Annotated in this window: 10 protein-coding genes; 2 read left to right on the top strand and 8 right to left on the bottom strand. The window is 72.7% G+C overall.

Going from position 1 to position 16,475, the window contains the following annotated elements; genetic code table 11:
- Nucleotides 1-30 precede the first annotated feature (30 nt).
- The 5 genes from AB0442_RS15190 to AB0442_RS15210 form a co-directional block, all read right to left on the bottom strand.
- On the bottom strand, nt 31-4,971 hold the full coding sequence (locus AB0442_RS15190) for an NAD-glutamate dehydrogenase (protein WP_366163101.1): 4,941 nt from the start codon (nt 4,969-4,971) through the stop codon (nt 31-33).
- 316 nt (nt 4,972-5,287) lie between these two features.
- Nucleotides 5,288-6,868: an aldehyde dehydrogenase family protein gene (locus AB0442_RS15195; RefSeq protein ID WP_366163137.1), complete on the bottom strand. Its 1,581-nt coding sequence runs from the start codon at nt 6,866-6,868 to the stop codon at nt 5,288-5,290.
- A gap of 129 nt (nt 6,869-6,997) precedes the next feature.
- Nucleotides 6,998-7,657, bottom strand: coding sequence for an HAD family hydrolase (locus AB0442_RS15200; RefSeq protein WP_366163103.1), 660 nt, complete (start codon nt 7,655-7,657; stop codon nt 6,998-7,000).
- A gap of 30 nt (nt 7,658-7,687) precedes the next feature.
- A complete protein-coding gene (locus AB0442_RS15205) occupies nt 7,688-8,197 on the bottom strand; it encodes a hypothetical protein (RefSeq protein ID WP_366163105.1) in 510 nt (169 codons plus the stop codon).
- Nucleotides 8,198-8,328: 131 nt separating this feature from the next.
- On the bottom strand, nt 8,329-9,390 hold the full coding sequence (locus AB0442_RS15210) for a patatin-like phospholipase family protein (RefSeq protein ID WP_366163107.1): 1,062 nt from the start codon (nt 9,388-9,390) through the stop codon (nt 8,329-8,331).
- A gap of 314 nt (nt 9,391-9,704) precedes the next feature.
- On the opposite strand from AB0442_RS15210, the gene AB0442_RS15215 reads away from it, so the two are divergent.
- Nucleotides 9,705-10,286: an Rv3235 family protein gene (locus AB0442_RS15215; protein WP_366163108.1), complete on the top strand. Its 582-nt coding sequence runs from the start codon at nt 9,705-9,707 to the stop codon at nt 10,284-10,286.
- Between the two features lie 79 nt (nt 10,287-10,365).
- Here AB0442_RS15215 and secA read toward each other — a convergent pair whose 3' ends face one another.
- Complete coding sequence (gene secA / locus AB0442_RS15220) at nt 10,366-13,119, bottom strand: preprotein translocase subunit SecA (protein WP_366163110.1); 2,754 nt, start codon at nt 13,117-13,119, stop codon at nt 10,366-10,368.
- A gap of 267 nt (nt 13,120-13,386) precedes the next feature.
- Here secA and AB0442_RS15225 point away from each other — a divergent pair, with 267 nt between their 5' ends.
- The gene (locus tag AB0442_RS15225) at nt 13,387-14,532 is read left to right on the top strand and encodes a crosslink repair DNA glycosylase YcaQ family protein (protein WP_366163112.1); all 1,146 of its coding nucleotides are present in this window, start codon (nt 13,387-13,389) and stop codon (nt 14,530-14,532) included.
- Nucleotides 14,533-14,548: 16 nt separating this feature from the next.
- Here the strand turns inward: AB0442_RS15225 and AB0442_RS15230 are convergent, their stop codons facing one another.
- The gene (locus AB0442_RS15230; protein WP_344623458.1) at nt 14,549-15,286 is read right to left on the bottom strand and encodes a response regulator transcription factor; all 738 of its coding nucleotides are present in this window, start codon (nt 15,284-15,286) and stop codon (nt 14,549-14,551) included.
- A gap of 175 nt (nt 15,287-15,461) precedes the next feature.
- Complete coding sequence (raiA, locus tag AB0442_RS15235) at nt 15,462-16,148, bottom strand: ribosome-associated translation inhibitor RaiA (RefSeq protein ID WP_344623395.1); 687 nt, start codon at nt 16,146-16,148, stop codon at nt 15,462-15,464.
- Nucleotides 16,149-16,475: the final 327 nt, after the last annotated feature.

The raw sequence follows: 16,475 nt of genomic DNA on the forward strand, positions 1-16,475 counted from the left end.
GGACGGTCCGCCCCCGCGGGAGCTGCCGGGTCAGCGGCCGGTGCGCAGCAGGGTGCGGATGACCCGCATCGCGACCGAGAGGCTGGACAGCTCGTAGTTGTCCGAACCCCTTATGTCGTCGAGGGTGGTCTTCGCGCGGCTGAGCAGGGTGCCGTTGAGGTCCGCCCAGGCCTTGTAGCGGTCCTCCGGCGAGGAGCCGGCGGGGCCGCAGGCCAGCACGTCCGCGGTGAGCGCGGAGTGCGCCGCGAAGAGGTCCTCGCGGATGGCGGCACGGGCCATCGAGGACCAGCGGTCGGTCCGCGGGAGCTCGATGATGCGGTCCAGCAGGTGGGTGATCTGCAGGCGGTCGGCGAGGTCGTAGTAGAGCTCGGCGACCTCCATCACGTCGGAGTCGGAGCGGTCCGCGACGCCGACGATGTCGAGCGTCGGGAAGGCCGAGGAGAGTCCGGCGATCCGGTTGGCCAGTTCGTCCGGCACGCCGGCGGCGGCGAGCTCCTCGTAGACCGCCTCGAACCAGCCGAGGTCCTCGCCGCGGAGCGGCTTGGGCAGGCTCTCCCAGACCTGGTTGACCCGGTCGTGGAAGAACTCGATGGTGCCGGCGATGTCCAGCGGCTGGCGCCGGTTGTTGAGCATCCAGCGGGTGGCGCGCTCGACGAGCCGGCGGACGTGCAGGCGCATCTTGATCTGCACCCGGGCCGCGACCTTGTTGTCCAGGCCCTCGATCTGGTCCCAGAGCTGCTCCAGGCCGAAGACGGCGCGGGCGGCCGCGTGGGTCCGGGCGATCTCCTCCATCGTCGCGCCGGTCTCCTCGCGGAGCCGGAAGGCGAAGGTGCAGCCGCCGCGGTTGATCGTGTCGTTGACGATCAGGGTGGTGATGATCTCCCGGCGCAGCGGGTGGTTGTCGATCGCGTCGGCGAACCGGGCCCGCAGCGCGCTGGGGAAGTACAGGTGCAGCGCGTCGCGGAAGTACGGGTCGTCGGGCAGGTCGGTGGCGAGCAGCTCGTCGGCCAGCGTGATCTTGGTGTAGGCGAGCAGGACGGACAGCTCGGGCTGGGAGAGCCCGCGGCCGGCCTGCTGGCGCTCGCGGATCTGCTTCTCGACGGGCAGGAACTCCAGGGCCCGGTCGAGCTGCCCGTCGGCCTCCAGCCGGTTGATCATGCGGGCGTGCACGTTGACCATGCTGGCGGCCTGGGCCACGGCGTTGGCGAGCACCACGTTCTGCGCGTAGTTGTTGCGCAGCACCAGGCGGCCGACCTCGTCGGTCATCTCGGCGAGCAGCGCGTTGCGCTGCTTGACCGTCATGTCGCCGTCGGCGACGACCTGGTTGAGCAGGATCTTGATGTTCACCTCGTGGTCCGAGGTGTCGACGCCGGCCGAGTTGTCGATGGCGTCGGTGTTGATCCAGCCGCCGGTGCCCTCGGGGCCGCCGCTCGCGGCGAACTCGATGCGGCCGAGCTGGGTGCAACCGAGGTTGCCGCCCTCGCCGATGACCCGGGCGCGGACCTGGTTGCCGTTGACCCGGATCGCGTCGTTGGCCTTGTCGCCGACCTCGGCGTTGGTCTCGGTGGAGGCCTTGACGTAGGTGCCGATGCCGCCGTTCCAGAACAGGTCGACGGGCGCCTGCAGGATCGCCTTCATCAGCTCGGCCGGCGTGATCTTGGCCGCCTGCACGCCGAGCCGCTCGCGGACCTGCGGGGAGAGCTGGATGGCCTTCGCGGTGCGCGGGAAGACGCCGCCGCCGGCGGAGATCAGCGACTTGTCGTAGTCGTCCCAGGAGCTGCGGGGCAGGTCGAACAGCCGGCGGCGCTCGGCGTAGGAGACCGCGGCGTCCGGGTTCGGGTCGAGGAAGATGTGCCGGTGGTCGAAGGCGGCGACCAGTCGGATGTGCTCGCTGAGCAGCATGCCGTTGCCGAAGACGTCGCCGGACATGTCGCCGATGCCGACGACGGAGAAGTCCTCGGTCTGGGTGTCGACGCCGATCTCGCGGAAGTTCCGCTTGACGGACTCCCAGGCGCCGCGGGCGGTGATGCCCATGCCCTTGTGGTCGTAGCCGGCCGAGCCGCCGGAGGCGAAGGCGTCACCCAGCCAGAAGCCGTACGACTCGGCGACGCCGTTGGCGATGTCCGAGAAGGTCGCGGTGCCCTTGTCCGCGGCGACGACCAGGTAGGTGTCGTCCTCGTCGTGGCGGACGACGTCGACCGGGTGGACGACCTCGCCGCCCCTGAGGTTGTCGGTGATGTCGAGCAGCGCCGAGATGAAGGTCTTGTACGAGGCGATGCCCTCGGCCAGCCAGGCGTCGCGGTCCACCGACGGGTCCGGCAGCTGCTTGGCGACGAAGCCGCCCTTGGCGCCGACCGGCACGATGACGGTGTTCTTGACCATCTGGGCCTTGACCAGGCCGAGGATCTCGGTGCGGAAGTCCTCGCGGCGGTCGGACCAGCGCAGGCCGCCTCGGGCGACCTTGCCGAAGCGCAGGTGGACGCCCTCGACGCGCGGGGAGTACACCCAGATCTCGAAGGCCGGGCGGGGCGCCGGCAGGTCCGGGATCGCCTTCGGGTCGAACTTCATCGACACGTAGGAGTGCCAGTCGCCGTCGTCGGCGTGCTGGAAGAAGTTCGTCCGCAGGGTGGCCTTGATGAGGTGCAGGAAGGAGCGCAGGATGCGGTCCTCGTCGAGCGAGACGACCTCGTCGAGCGCGCCGTCGAGCTCCTCCATGAGGCCCTCGGTGAGCTCGTCGGCGCCCAGCCGGTGGCTGGGGCTGAGCCGGGCCTCGAAGAGGTTCACCAGCAGGCGGGTGGTGTGCGCGTTGTTGCGGAGCGCGTCCTCCATGTAGTCCTGGGAGAAGGTGCTCCCGGCCTGGCGGAGGTACTTGGCGTAGGCGCGCAGCATCATGGCCTGGCGCCACGTCAGGCCGGCGGTGAGGACGAGGCCGTTGAAGCCGTCGTTCTCGGCGCGTCCCGTCCAGGTGGCCGAGAATGCCTCCTGGACGCGCTCGCGGGCCTCGTCGGTCAGCTCGGTGGCCTCGCGCAGCCGCAGGCCGAAGTCGTACACCCACGCGGTGGTGCCGTCGGAGCGGCGCAGCGCGTACGGGTGCTCGTCGAGGACCTCGACGCCCAGGCGCTGCAGCACGGGCAGGACCTCGGTGAGCGAGATCGGGCCGCCGACCCGGTAGATCTTGAAGCGGCGCTCGTCGTCGCCGGCGCCGACCGGCTGGTACAGGTTGAGCCGGAAGTCGCCCTCGCCGTGCAGCGCCTCGATCTGCTTGAGGTCGGCGACGGCGGTGCGCGCGGTGAAGTCGGCGCGGTAGCCGTCGGGGAAGGCGTTGGCGTACTTGTGGGCGAGCTCGGCGGCGCGCTCCTCGCCCAGCTCGATGTGGAGCTGGTCGTTGAAGCCGTCCATCCAGAAGCGGGCGGCCTCGGCGAGCTTGGCCTCGATCCGCTCGACCTCGGCGTCGGTGAGCTGCGGCAGCTCGGCGCCGGGGGCGACCCGGACGACGAAGTGCAGGCGGGTGAGGACCGACTCGGTGGCGTACACCGTGTAGTCGATCGCGTCGCCGCTGAGCTCCTCCTTGAGGATCTCGGTCAGGCGCAGCCGGATGCGGGTGGTGTAGCGGTCGCGCGGCAGGTAGACCAGCGCGGAGAAGTAGCGCCCGTACTCGTCCTGGCGGAGGAACAGCCGCAGCCGGCGGCGCTCCTGCAGGTAGAGGACGTTGGTGGCGATGGCCTGGAGCTCCGCCGCCGGGGTCTGGAACATCTCGTCCCGGGGGAAGGTCTCCAGGATCTGCAGCAGGTCGCGGCCGTCGTGGCTGTCGCCGGAGAAGCCCGAGGTGGTGATGACCTCCTGGACCTTGCGGCGGACGACCGGGATGCGGGTGACCGACTCGGTGTACGCGGCGGAGGAGAACAGGCCGAGGAAGCGGCGCTCGCCGACGACCTCGCCGTTGGCGTCGAACCGCTTGACGCCGACGTAGTCGAGGTAGGCGGGGCGGTGCACGGTGGCGCGGCTGTTGGCCTTGGTGAGCACGAGGAGCTTCTTCTCGTGCGCCTTGGCGCGGACGGGGGCGGAGAGCCGGCCGAAGGCCTCGCTGACCGGGTGGTGGTCGCTGTCGTGGCTCAGCGGGTCGGCGCGCAGGATGCCGAGGCCGGTGCCGGCGACGGCCTTGAGGACCTCTTCGCCCTCGTGCTCGACGAGGTCGTACTCGCGGTAGCCGAGGAAGGTGAAGTGGTCGTCGGCCAGCCAGCGCATGAGCTCCCAGGCCTCGCCGACCTCCTGCTCGGGCAGGTGGGCCGGGGGCTGCTCGGCGAGCTCGTCGGCGAGGCGCAGCGCGGAGTCGCGCATCTTGGACCAGTCCTCGACGACCTCGCGGACGTCGCCGAGGATGCGGCGCAGGTTGGTCTCGATGGAGCGGAGGTCGGCGCGGTCGGTCTCGCGGTCGATCTCGATGTGCATCCAGGACTCGACGACGGCGTCGGCGGGCCACTCGGTGCCGGCGGCCTGGCTGCGCGAGCAGGCGTCGATGTCGAGGATCTCCAGCAGCTTGCCGGTGATGTCGCGGCGGACGGCGAGCTGGGGGTGGACGACGAGGTGGATGCCGCGGTCGAGGCGGGTCAGCTCGTTGGTGACCGAGTCCACGAGGAAGGGCATGTCGTCGGTGACGACCTCGACCACGGTGTGGCCGCAGCTCCAGCCGTTCTCCTCGACGGTCGGGGTGTGCACCCGGACCTCCGCCGTCCCCTGCGGGCGCTTGAGGCCCAGCCGGTAGTGGGAGGCGGCCGCGCCGTAGACGTCGACCGGGTCGCGGTCGACCAGGTCCTCGGGCGCGGTGTGGAGGTAGTAGTGGTGCAGGTACGCGGCCAGAGCACCGTTGCTCAGACCCTCCCCTGGCGCCGCTCCCCCCACCTGGCTGTTCTCAGCGGCTGCTGCTGCCTTGGTGAGCAGTTCGGCCTTGGCTGCGTCCAGCTTGGTCTGCATGACTGTTTGGCTCCTGTCGCGCGCCGTTGCGTGACTCGGTGATGGCTGGGTGTGCACCGCCGGGTCTGTCCGCAATGCTCCCGCATCCCGGGGGCGAAAACCGCTCGTGCCACGCATGAGAAGCCCTGCACCTGGGTACGACAGCTCGTTTGGCCAGCGGGGGAAGGCCCGGCGACGCCAGTCAGCCTAACCTGATGAAACGAAGGTGTCAGGGGACACGGAGGAGCAATCCTGCAGGATGCCGACGCCCTACTGGACACCTTGTCCAAACCGGCGGGTCACTTCATGTCAGCCCCTGTCAGCTGTTTCCGTCCCGTCACCCCGGGTGCGTCCGGCTGTCACCGGCGGGCGCCCCGAAGGCCTCCTCGACCGCGCGGACCGACGTCCATCGGAGCAGGTCGGCGGTGGCGCCGACGCGGTCGCCGGTGCCGCCCGGCCCGCCGTTGACGCGGAGGCCGGCGGCGGCGAACCGCAGCCGGTCGACGGCCTGCGCGGTCGCGTACCGGTCCCGGGCGAGCACCGAGCCGGTCGGTGCCTGCGGGGCGTCGGTGCACACCCGGTGCAAGGCGGCTTCCCAGTCCGCGTCCTCGTACACCCGGACGGCCAGGACCGGGCCGGGGCAGTCCGTCCGGAAGACCTCGCCGCGGCCGTCGGCGCAGTCCAGCACGGTCGGGCGGACGAACCAGCCGATGGCGTCGTCGTACTGGCCGCCGGCCGCGAGCTCCGTACCCGGGTCGCGTCCGGCCCGTTCGATCGCGGCGCGGGTCCGCTCGTAGGCCGGTCCGTCGATCAGCGCGCCCATGGCGGTGCCGAGGTCGGTGACGTCGCCGACGGCCAGCGCGTCGACCTCGGCGAGCAGGTCGGCGCGGATCCGCCGCCAGAGGGTGCGCGGCAGGTGGGCGCGGCCGAGCGCGGAGCGGCCCTGCCCCTGGTGGGCGAAGGCGCCGTGGACCAGCGCGGTGCGCAGCAGGTCCGGGTCGGCCGACGGGTGGGCGAGCAGGAAGCCCTTGCCGCCGGTCTCGCCGGTGATCCTCGGCCGGTTGCGGTAGCGGTCGAGGTGCGCGGCGATCTCCGTCCACAGGCCGTGGAAGGCCGCGGCGGCGCCGGTGAAGTGCAGTCCGGCGAGGGCGGGGCTGGCGAGGGCGACCTGCGAGGCCGCCCGGCCGTCGCCGGTGACCAGGTTGACCACGCCGGGCGGCAGTCCGGCCGCCTCCAGCAGCCGCATGAGGTGGTGGGCGGCGAAGGTCTGGGCGGGCGCGGGCTTCCAGACCACGGTGTTGCCCATCAGTGCGGGGGCGGTGGCCGCGTACCCGGCGGCGGCCGTGGAGTCGAACCGGGTGAGCACGTAGGCGAAGCCGTCCAGCGGCCGGTGGTCGGCGCGCCGCCACGTCCCGGGCGGCGAGGCGGGCTGTTCGGCGAGGATCCGCCGGGCGGTGTGCACCCCGGACCGCCAGAGGTCGGCGAGGGCGCAGACGGCGTCGAGTTCGGCCTGCAGGGCGGTCTTGGACTGGCCGAGCACGGTGGCCGCGGCGAGGGTCTCCCGCCAGGGGCCGGCCAGCAGGTCGGCGGCGCGCAGGAGGACGGCGGCCCGCTCGTCGAAGGGCAGGGCCCGCCAGTCCGGGGCCGCGGCGAGCGCGGCGTCCACGGCGAGCCGGGCGTCCTCGTGGGTGGCGCTGCCGAGCACGCCGAGCCGGGCGGCGCGGTGGTGCGGCTGGACGACGTCGATCCGCTCGCCGCCGCCGAACCGCTGCTCGCCGGCGATCGTCATCGGCAGCGGCACGGGTTCGGCGGCGAGCTCGTCCAGCCGGCGTTCCAGTCGCTCCCGCTCGGCGCTGCCGGGGGCGTGGCCGCGCGCCGGCTCGCCGAGGGGGACGGGGACCCGGGTGACGGCGTCCAGGGGCATGCGGGGCTCCGCTCGTTCCGGTGACGGCTGCCCCACCAGGTTGACCGCCGCCGCCCGGATCCGGGCCCGCCGACACGCCTGCCCCGGCCGCACCCGCCGGGCCGGGCCGGCCGGGTCGGCGGGTCAGCCGGTCAGTTCCTCGGCCACCGCGACGGCCTCGGCGAGGGAGTCCACCACCGGCACGCCGACGACCTCCAGCTTCTCCCGGGTGTGCGAGCCGCCGGTGTACAGCACGGCGTGGATCCCCGATTCCAGGGCGGCCTGCGCGTCGTCCACGGCGTCGCCGATCAGCACCGTGCGGGCGGGCTCCAGGCCCGGGCCGAGCGCCGTGAGGTGGGCGGTCAGGAAGCCGGCCTTGCGGCCGCCGGAGGCGCCGGTGCGGCCGTCCACCCGCAGGAACCGGTCCGTCAGCCCGAAGGCGTCCACCACGGGCACCAGCCGCTCGTGCTCGTACATCGACAGCAGCGACTGGCTGCGGCCGGGCCGGGCCAGCCAGCCGTTCAGCAGGTCCGGGACGCCCGTGGCGAGGCCGCAGTCCGGGCTGAGTTCGCGGTAGCGGTCGTGGAACGCGTCGTCCAGCGCCTCCCACTCGGCCTGGCTGGGCACCCGGCCGAGCAGCCGCTGGTAGAAGCGCGGGATCGGGATCTCGTAGAGCTCGCGGTACTCCTGCAGGGTGAGCGGGTCCAGCCCGACGGTCGCGAAGGCGGCGTTGCTGGCGCCCAGCACGGCCTCCATGTCGTGGAAGAGCGTGCCGTTCCAGTCCCAGACGATGTGCGTGCGCATCCCAGGAACGCTACCTGCCGACGCCGACGGTCAGGCCAGCAGGCCCGGGATCTCCTGGGTGGCGAACCAGAGCAGCTCGTGGTCCTCGGCGCCGTCGACGGTGAACTGGGCGTCCTCGTCGCCCTTGTCGGCCGCCTCGATCGCGCCGGCCGCGGCCGCCACGTCGGCGACCACGTCCGCGTCGGCGACGTCCGCGTGCACCGCGGCGGCCTTGGCCAGCGGCACCGGGCCGTGCAGCACCACCCGGCCGAGCGAGGCCTGGTCCTGGTACTCGTCGCCGGCGAACGCGCCGACCGCGGAGTCCGCGACCTCCACCGCGACGACGACCCGCCGGCGCGGCGCCGCCGGGTCGGCCGCCAGCAGCCGCACGGAGGCGTGCGCGGCACGGTTCAGCGCCGCGTACTCCAGCTCCTCGATGTCGTCGCTGACGTACCACTCGCGCAGCGCGGTGGTGACGGCGTAGGCCGCGACCTGCTCCAGGACGCCGCCGGGGTACGCGGCCGCCAGGCCGGTCAACGTGGTGGGCACGTACACGCGCATCGCTGGCACTCCGCTCCTGGGTGGTGTCCTGGGTCGTGCGGACCGTCGGGCCGCGACCGCCGCGCCCCCAAGGATACGGGCCCGGTGATCACCGCACGGCCCGGACGGCGGAGACCGTGCGCACCGGTGGGTCAGCGCGGCGCGCCGAGCGCCCCCAGGGTGGTGCGCAGCGCCGAGTCCAGCACCTCGGGCCGGCGGGCCGGGTCCATCATGTTGGGGCCCATCACGGCCAGATCGGCCAGGGTCGGGGCGAGCAGCTGCACCCGGGTGCCGGAGGAGCGCAGCAGTCGCGCCTCGCGCATCATCTGCCGGGTGACGGTGCGTCGGTAGCGGCTGACCAGCTGGGCGAGCATGCCGCGCGGCCGGTCCCGGGCCCGCCACTCGCGCAGTGCGGCGACCGCGCCCCGGCCGGGCTCGGCGCGCCCCTCCGGGTGCAGCCGCAGGGCCATCGGCGCGAGCACGTAGATCTCGTCCAGGCCGCGTCCGACCATCAGGTCCGCGTTGGTCGCCGACCAGCAGCCGCCGTCGACGTAGGGGCCGCCGGCCACCTCGACCGGCGCGAACCAGCCGGGGATCGCGCAGGACGCCATCACCGCGTCGGCCATCGGTGCGGGCGGCGCCCCGGCGTCGCCGAAGACCACCCGGCGGCCGCTGCGGTAGTCCACCGCGACCACCCGCAGCGGGGAGCCGTCCGGCCAGCCGTCCCCGCCGGGCAGCGCGCGCACCAGCTCGCCGACCGGTGCCACCGAGCCGCGCCCGGGCGGGACGACGGCGGAGACCATGGTGAGGAAGGGGTACTCGCGCGGGTGCCGGACGGCGTCCCGGAGCAGGCCGGGCGAGCCGATGCCGGGTGCGGGCCGCGGCGGCAGCGCGCCGCCGGCCGCCGTGTCGTAGTCGAACGCGACGCCGGCCAGCGGGCCGGTGGTGATCGGCAGCCCGTGCTGGTGGTCGCGGAGCTCGCCCGGCCGGACGCCGGCCGCGAGCAGGGCGCCGAGGATGGCCCCGGCCGAGGTTCCGAGGACGACGTCCGCCGAGCCGGGCCGCCAGCCGGTGGCCTCCTCGACCGCGCACAGCGCCCCGACCGTCCAGGCGGCGCCGAGCATGCCGCCGCCGCCGAGCACCAGCCCGCGCCGGGGCCCGCCCGCCCGCTGCGCCGCGGCCGGTCCGCCGCCGGTGGTCACCTCGGTCGCCATGCCGCCTCCCTGGGCTCGTCCGCCTGCCGATCCTCCGCCCTACCGGCCGGTAGGTCCGGCCGCCCGGCCGCCGTGCACCGAGGTTTTCACCTGCCCCGGCCGTACTCCTTCGTGCACCTCCGGGCCTTCCCGCACGTCAACCGGCCGCACGCCGGACCGCTCCGACCGGCCCGGCAGCACGGGCCGCCTCACCCGGATAGGTGACATCGCGGCGGTCCCCCGGCCGCCGGCGGCGGGTCCTTCAGCGGCGCCGCGGACGGTCGATAGCAACAGCAGCAGACCCCGCCGGAACCAGACCGACAGGAGGCCGGCCGATGGCCGAGCACCGCGCCACCGCCCCCGTCCACGCCGCACGGCACGCCGCGGACCCTGCGGCGCTTCCCCTGGTCCGGCCGCTGGTGCACGGGCCGGGACGGGTACAGCCGCGCCGGCCCGTCCGCCACCCGCACCCGGGCCGGCACGCGGCCGCCGGGCACGCCGGCACCCCGGACGCCGCCGCCCCGCGCCCGGGTGCCGGGGAACCGCGCCCGCCGCGCCGTCCGCGGTCGCAGTGCGCCCCCTCCCGGGGTGCCGGGCAGGGCGATCTGGCGGTCCGCTTCGCGCACCGGCTGGTCGAGGTGCTGACCGGGGTCCGCCCGGTGGGCCAGCTGCAGCGGCACACCACGCTGCAGGGCTACCAGCAGCTCGCCGTGCTCGTCCGGACGGGACCGCTGCGCCCGCGCGGGCGCGCCCCGCAGCCCCGGCTGGGCCGGGTGCACGACTCGGCGCCCGCACCGGACGCCCTGGAGGTCTGCGTCCGGGTGGAATTCGGGCCGCGCCACCACATGGTGGCCTTCCGGCTGGAGCGGCACCGGCGGACCGAGCAGTGGCAGTGCGCGGCGGTGGAGGCCCGCTGAGCGCGGCCGCCCCGGGAACGCCGCAGGGCGCCGCACCCCGACTCGGGGTGCGGCGCCCTGCGGGCGGTCTCGCTGCGGGTCAGCCCTTGCGGCGCCGGCCGCGGCCGGCGGCCTTGGCGGCGCGGCGGCGCTCGGCGCGGGTCATCCCGTCGCCCTCGTCGGCACCGGCGTCGTCGAAGTCGCCCTCGATGACGGTCTCGTCGCCGTCGACGGTCGGCGCGGTGTAGTGCAGCCGCTGGCGGGTCGGGGCCTCCAGGCCCTTGGCCTTGATCTCCGGGCGGGCGTCGGTCTTCTCCAGGACGACGGCGTCCTCGGCGACCGGGACCTCCTCGACCTGCTGCTCGACCTGGACCTCCAGGTTGAACAGGTAGCCGACGGACTCCTCCTTGATGCCCTCCATCATGGCGGAGAACATGTCGTAGCCCTCGCGCTGGTACTCGACCAGCGGATCGCGCTGGGCGTAGGCGCGCAGCGCGATGCCCTCCTGAAGGTAGTCCATCTCGTAGAGGTGCTCGCGCCAGCGGCGGTCCAGCACGGACAGCACCACGCGGCGCTCCAGCTCGCGCATGATCTGCTCGCCGAGCTGGTCCTCGCGGCGGCCGTAGGCGGCCTGGATGTCCTCCTGGATCGACTGGGTGAGGAACTCGGGGGTCAGCCCGGCGGTGCCGCCGGCCTCCTCCTCCAGCTCCTCCAGGTCGAGGCCGACCGGGTACAGCTGCTTGAGGGCCGTCCAGAGCTTCTCGAGGTCCCAGTCGTCCTCGAAGCCCTCGCCGGTGGCGGCGGTGACGTACGCCTCCACGGTGTCGTCCATGAAGTGGCCGACCTGCTCCTGCAGGTCCTCGCCCTCCAGGACGCGGCGGCGCTCGCCGTAGATGACCTCGCGCTGGCGGTTGAGGACCTCGTCGTACTTGAGGACGTTCTTGCGGATCTCGAAGTTCTGCTGCTCGACCTGGGTCTGCGCGGAGGCGATGGCGCGGGTGACCATCTTCGACTCGATCGGCACGTCCTCCGGCACGTTCGCCATCGACAGGACGCGCTCGACCATGCCGGCCTTGAACAGGCGCATCAGGTCGTCGCCGAGCGACAGGTAGAAGCGGGACTCGCCCGGGTCGCCCTGGCGGCCGGAGCGGCCGCGCAGCTGGTTGTCGATCCGGCGGGACTCGTGGCGCTCGGTGCCCAGCACGTACAGGCCGCCGAGCTCCTGGACCTCCTCCTGCTCGGCCTTGACGGCCTCCTTGGCCTTGTCCAGGGCGCTCGGGAAGGCGGCCTCGTACTCCTCCGGGGTGTCCTCCGGGGTGATGCCGCGCTGGGCGAGCTCGGCGGCGGCCAGGTGCTCGGCGTTGCCGCCGAGCATGATGTCGGTGCCGCGGCCGGCCATGTTGGTGGCGACGGTGACGGCACCCTTGCGGCCGGCCTGCGCGACGATCTGCGCCTCGCGCTCGTGGTGCTTGGCGTTCAGCACCTCGTGCGGGATGCCGCGCTTGCGCAGCTCCTGGGAGAGGTACTCGGACTTCTCGACCGAGACGGTGCCGACCAGGACGGGCTGGCCCTTCTCGTGCTTCTCGGCGATGTCCTCGACCACCGCGGCGAACTTCGCCGGCTCCGACTTGTAGATCAGGTCGGGCTGGTCGATGCGGCGCGGCGTCTTGTTGGTGGGGATCGGCACCACGCCGAGCTTGTAGATCTGGTGGAACTCGGCGGCCTCGGTGGTGCCGGTACCGGTCATGCCGGAGAGCTTGTCGTAGAGGCGGAAGAAGTTCTGCAGGGTGATGGTGGCCAGCGTCTGGTTCTCGTTCTGGACCTCCACCCCCTCCTTGGCCTCGATCGCCTGGTGCATGCCCTCGTTGTAGCGGCGGCCGGCCAGGATGCGGCCGGTGTGCTCGTCGACGATCATGACCTCGCCGTTGATGACGACGTAGTCCTTGTCGACCTTGTAGAGCTCCTTGGCCTTGATGGCGTTGTTGAGGAAGCCGACCAGCGGGGTGTTCACCGACTCGTAGAGGTTGTCGATGCCGAGGTAGTCCTCGACCCGGCCGACGCCCTCCTCCAGGATGCCGACGGTGCGCTTCTTCTCGTCGACCTCGTAGTCGCGCTCGCGCTTGAGGCGCTGCACCAGCTTGGCGAAGTCGTTGTACCACTTGGTGGCCTGGTCGGCCGGACCGGAGATGATCAGCGGGGTGCGGGCCTCGTCGATCAGGATCGAGTCGACCTCGTCGACGATCGCGAAGTTGTGGCCGCGCTGGACGAGCTCGTCCTGCGCCCAGGCCATGTTGTCGCGGAGGTAGTCGAAGCCGAACTCGTTGTTGGTGCCGTACGTGATGTCCATCCCGTACTGGCGCTTGCGCTCGGCCGGCGACATGTTCGCCAGGATCACGCCGACCTCGAGGCCGAGGAAGCGGTGCACCCGGCCCATCCACTCCGAGTCGCGCTCGGCGAGGTAGTCGTTGACGGTGATCAGGTGGACGCCCTTGCCGGTGAGCGCGTTGAGGTACGCGGGCAGGGTGCCGACGAGGGTCTTGCCCTCGCCGGTGCGCATCTCGGCGACGTAGCCGAAGTGCAGCGCGGCGCCGCCCATGATCTGCACGTCGTAGTGGCGCTGGCCGAGCACGCGCTTGGCCGCCTCGCGGACGGTCGCGAAGGCCTCGGGCATGATGTCGTCCAGGCTCTCGCCCTCGGCGATGCGGGCCTTGTACTCGTCGGTCAGCGCGCGCAGCTCGTCGTCGGTGAGGTTGACGAAGTCCTCTTCGATCGAGTTGACCTGGGCGGCAATCCGCTGCAGCTTGCGAAGGATCTTGCCTTCGCCTGCGCGCAGGATCTTGTCGAAGACGGACACGTGAGCGGGCTCCTTGCCTGGATCGGCTCTGGACGACAGTCGGCGAGACCTACCCCACCGTACGGGTCATCGTATGCGAGGAGGACAAGCCGCCGGGAGGTCCGTCAGCACGGTATTCCTGTGTCACCCCCAGGGGCAAAGCGCTGTGAAGCACCGGGCCCGGGGCAAATCGGTCACCGCGCCTCCTCACCACGACAACCTCCGGCGGGCCCGGCGGGTTCCCGGCGCCCCGTCCGGTTGTCGGTGGCAGGGCCTACGCTGCCCGGCATGACCGTTGTGCTCTCCGCCGACCAGGCCCGCCGGATCGCCCTTCGCGCCCAGGGGCTGCTGGGCGCCCCGGACCGCCGCGCCGGGGTGCGCGGGGTGCTGCGGCACCTGGGCGCCGTCCAGCTGGACACCATCTCGGTGCTGGCCAGGTCGCACGAGCTGGTCCCCTACGCCCGGCTCGGCGCGGTGGGGCGCCCCGCGGTGGAGGGCGCCTACTGGGGCTCGGAGACGACCTTCGAGTACTGGTCCCACGCGGCCTGCATCCTGCCGATGGAGGAGTGGCCGCTGTTCGCCTTCCGCCGCCGCGCCTACCGGGCGCGCGGCAACCTCTGGGGTCACCCGGTCTCCCCGGAGACGTACCGGTCGGTGCTGGACCGGCTGCGCGCCGAGGGGCCGCTGACCTCGACGGGCCTGGGCGGCGCGAAGCGCACCGCGGAGTGGTGGGACTGGTCCGACACCAAGATCGCGGTGGAGCGGGCGCTCGCCTTCGGCGACGTGGTGTGCACCGAGCGGCGCGGCTGGAAGCGGGTCTACGAGGCGGCCGAGCGGGCCGTCCCGGCGGAGCTGTTCGAGACGGACCTCTCCGACGAGGAGTGCCTGCGGCGGCTGGTCGCGCAGGCGGGCGCCGCGCTCGGGGTGGCCACCCGGGCGGACCTGATGGACCACCACCGCCTCAAGGGCGCCCAGGTCGACGCGGTGCTGGAGGCGTCCGGGCTGGTGCCGGTGCAGGTCGAGGGCTGGCCGGCGGCGGCCTGGGCCGATCCGGCGGCGCTGGCCTCCGAGCCGCGCGGGCGGCACCGCACCACGCTGCTGTCGCCGTTCGACTCGCTGATCTGGGACCGCGCCCGCACCGAGCGGATCTTCGGCATGTCGCACCGGCTGGAGGCGTACACGCCCAAGCACAAGCGGGTGCACGGCTACTTCGCGATGCCGCTGCTCGCCGGCGGCCGGCTGGTCGGCCGGGTGGACCCGGCGCGCGAGGGCCGCACCCTGGTGGCCCGTCAGGTCTCCCTGGCGGGGCCCGCGTACGTGGCGCCGCTCGCCGAGGCGCTGCGCGAGGCGGCGTCCTGGGTGAGCTGCGACAGCGTCCGGGTGGAGCTGCTGGCGGACGAGCGGATGCGCCCGGCCCTGGAGGCGCTGCTGTGAGGCCGGCGGCCGGCGGTCAGCCTATTTCGAGGATCTTCTCGCGCATCGCGTAGACCACGGCCTCCATCCGGGAGTGCAGCTGCAGCTTCTCCAGGATGTTGCGGACGTGGTTCTTCACGGTGTTCTCGCTGATGAAGAGCTCCTTGGCGATCTCCCGGTTGTTCATCCCGGTCGCCACCAGCTTGAGCACCTCCAGCTCCCGGTCGGTGAGCCGCGGGGCGGGCACCAACTCCCGGTCGTCGGAACGGCGTTGGATCATCGACTTGAACTCGGTGAGCAGCTTGGCCGCCATCGAGGGGCTGATCTGCGACTGGCCGTCGGCGACCGCGCGGATCGCGGTGGCCACCTCGTCGGTGGAGATCTCCTTGAGCAGGTAGCCGGTGGCGCCCGCCTTGATCGCCTCGTAGAGGTCGGCCTCCTCGTCGCTGATCGTCAGCATGATGATCTTGGCGCTGGGCACCACGTCCTTGATCGCGGTGCAGGCCTCGATGCCGCTGCGGCGGGGCATCCGGACGTCCATCAGGATGATGTCCGGCAGCAGGTCGGCGGCCTTGAGCACGGCCTCCGCGCCGTCCCCCGCCTCGCCGATGACCCGGATGTCCTCCTCCTCGGCCAGCACGATCTCCAGGCCGCGGCGGAACAGCGCGTGGTCGTCGACCACCAGCACCCGGATCGGTTCGGCGCGGTGGCCTCCGTAGCCCGGCGGGCCGTCGGCCCCGCCGTCCGCGCCCGGACCGTGTGCACCACGGCCGATGGGCTCGCCCATCCGCTCCTCCCCCCGGTCGCCGGTCGATGTCGGCTCCATCATTCCATGACCGCAGGGGCGTTGATCACCCTCCGACACCGGACCGCCCAGCTGGGTGACCCCGGCGGCGCGGGCCGCCGGGGTCACCGGTCGATCGATCTGTCGTACGGCCGACGGGACGGGATCAGTCCTCGTCGAGCGCGTTGATCGCGCCGCCGGCGCCACCGCCGATCGCCGTCGCGTCCTCCTTCAGGTGGATGACGCCGTAGTGGTAGCCGTGCCGGCGGTACACCACGCTCGGCAGGCCGCTGTCCTTCTCCACGAACAGGAAGAAGTCGTGGCCGACGAGTTCCATCTCGTACAGCGCCTGGTCCAGCGACATCGGTGCTGCAGGGTGCGTCTTCTCGCGGACGACGAGCGGTCCGTCGCCCTCCACCTCCAGCGATCCCATCATGGTCTTGCGGGCCGACCCGTTGACCGGGCCCTCGGTCTGCTCCGTCGCGGGCAGGTTGGCCAGCGCGGCCGTCGCGGCGGCGACGCTGACGGGGGTGCGGCCGTTGCCGCCCTTGTGCACCCGGCGACGGTCCGCGGACTTGCGCAGCTGCGCGTCGAGCTTCGCCGAAGCCAGGTCGAGCGCCGCGTACGGGTCGCTCGCGGCGGCCTCGGCCCGGATCACCGGCCCCCGGGTACGGAGAGTGATCTCCACCCGCTCGGACCGGTCCGCCTGACGCGGGTTGTGCTCCTTGGACACCTCGACGTCGAGGCTGATCACCTTGCCGTCGAACTTCTGGACCTTCTCCAGCTTCTCGGCCACGTGCTCGCGGAACCTCTTGGGCACCTCGGTCTTGCGGCCCTTGACGACGATGTCCACGCAGAACTCCGATCCCTTGTGCTGTTGCCGATCCGGAACGCACCCGGATCGGGCTGAGACCCAGCCGGACCAGCCGGTCCACCACCAGCCCCCCACCTCCGCCGGGAGCGGCGAACCCGACCGGCCCTCACCTCACTTCCTCCCCACCAGGAGCGCTTGAAACCCCCTGTGTGCCTTATGGAACACCTCGCTCGGGGTTTCCGCCTCCCCAGTCGAACACCGTGGCGACACCGGGCTGGCCGTACAGCTGTCACCCTCTGTTTACCTTCCATGGAGTGAAACAGGGGTTAACGGCTGGACAACACGCACCGGGCCGCCCACCGTATG

It is taken from the genome of Kitasatospora sp. NPDC085895, from assembly GCF_040702125.1.
GTDB classification, from domain to species: Bacteria; Actinomycetota; Actinomycetes; order Streptomycetales; family Streptomycetaceae; genus Kitasatospora; species Kitasatospora arboriphila.

What these genes read in the sequence shown, in the direction of transcription:
- AB0442_RS15205 (WP_366163105.1), bottom strand. Translation starts at nt 8,197, where the DNA reads ATGCGCGTGTACGTGCCCACCACGTTGACCGGCCTGGCGGCCGCGTAC.
- AB0442_RS15200 (WP_366163103.1), bottom strand. Translation starts at nt 7,657, where the DNA reads ATGCGCACGCACATCGTCTGGGACTGGAACGGCACGCTCTTCCACGAC.
- AB0442_RS15225 (WP_366163112.1), top strand. Translation starts at nt 13,387, where the DNA reads ATGACCGTTGTGCTCTCCGCCGACCAGGCCCGCCGGATCGCCCTTCGC.
- AB0442_RS15215 (WP_366163108.1), top strand. Translation starts at nt 9,705, where the DNA reads ATGGCCGAGCACCGCGCCACCGCCCCCGTCCACGCCGCACGGCACGCC.
- AB0442_RS15190 (WP_366163101.1), bottom strand. Translation starts at nt 4,971, where the DNA reads ATGCAGACCAAGCTGGACGCAGCCAAGGCCGAACTGCTCACCAAGGCA.
- AB0442_RS15210 (WP_366163107.1), bottom strand. Translation starts at nt 9,390, where the DNA reads ATGGCGACCGAGGTGACCACCGGCGGCGGACCGGCCGCGGCGCAGCGG.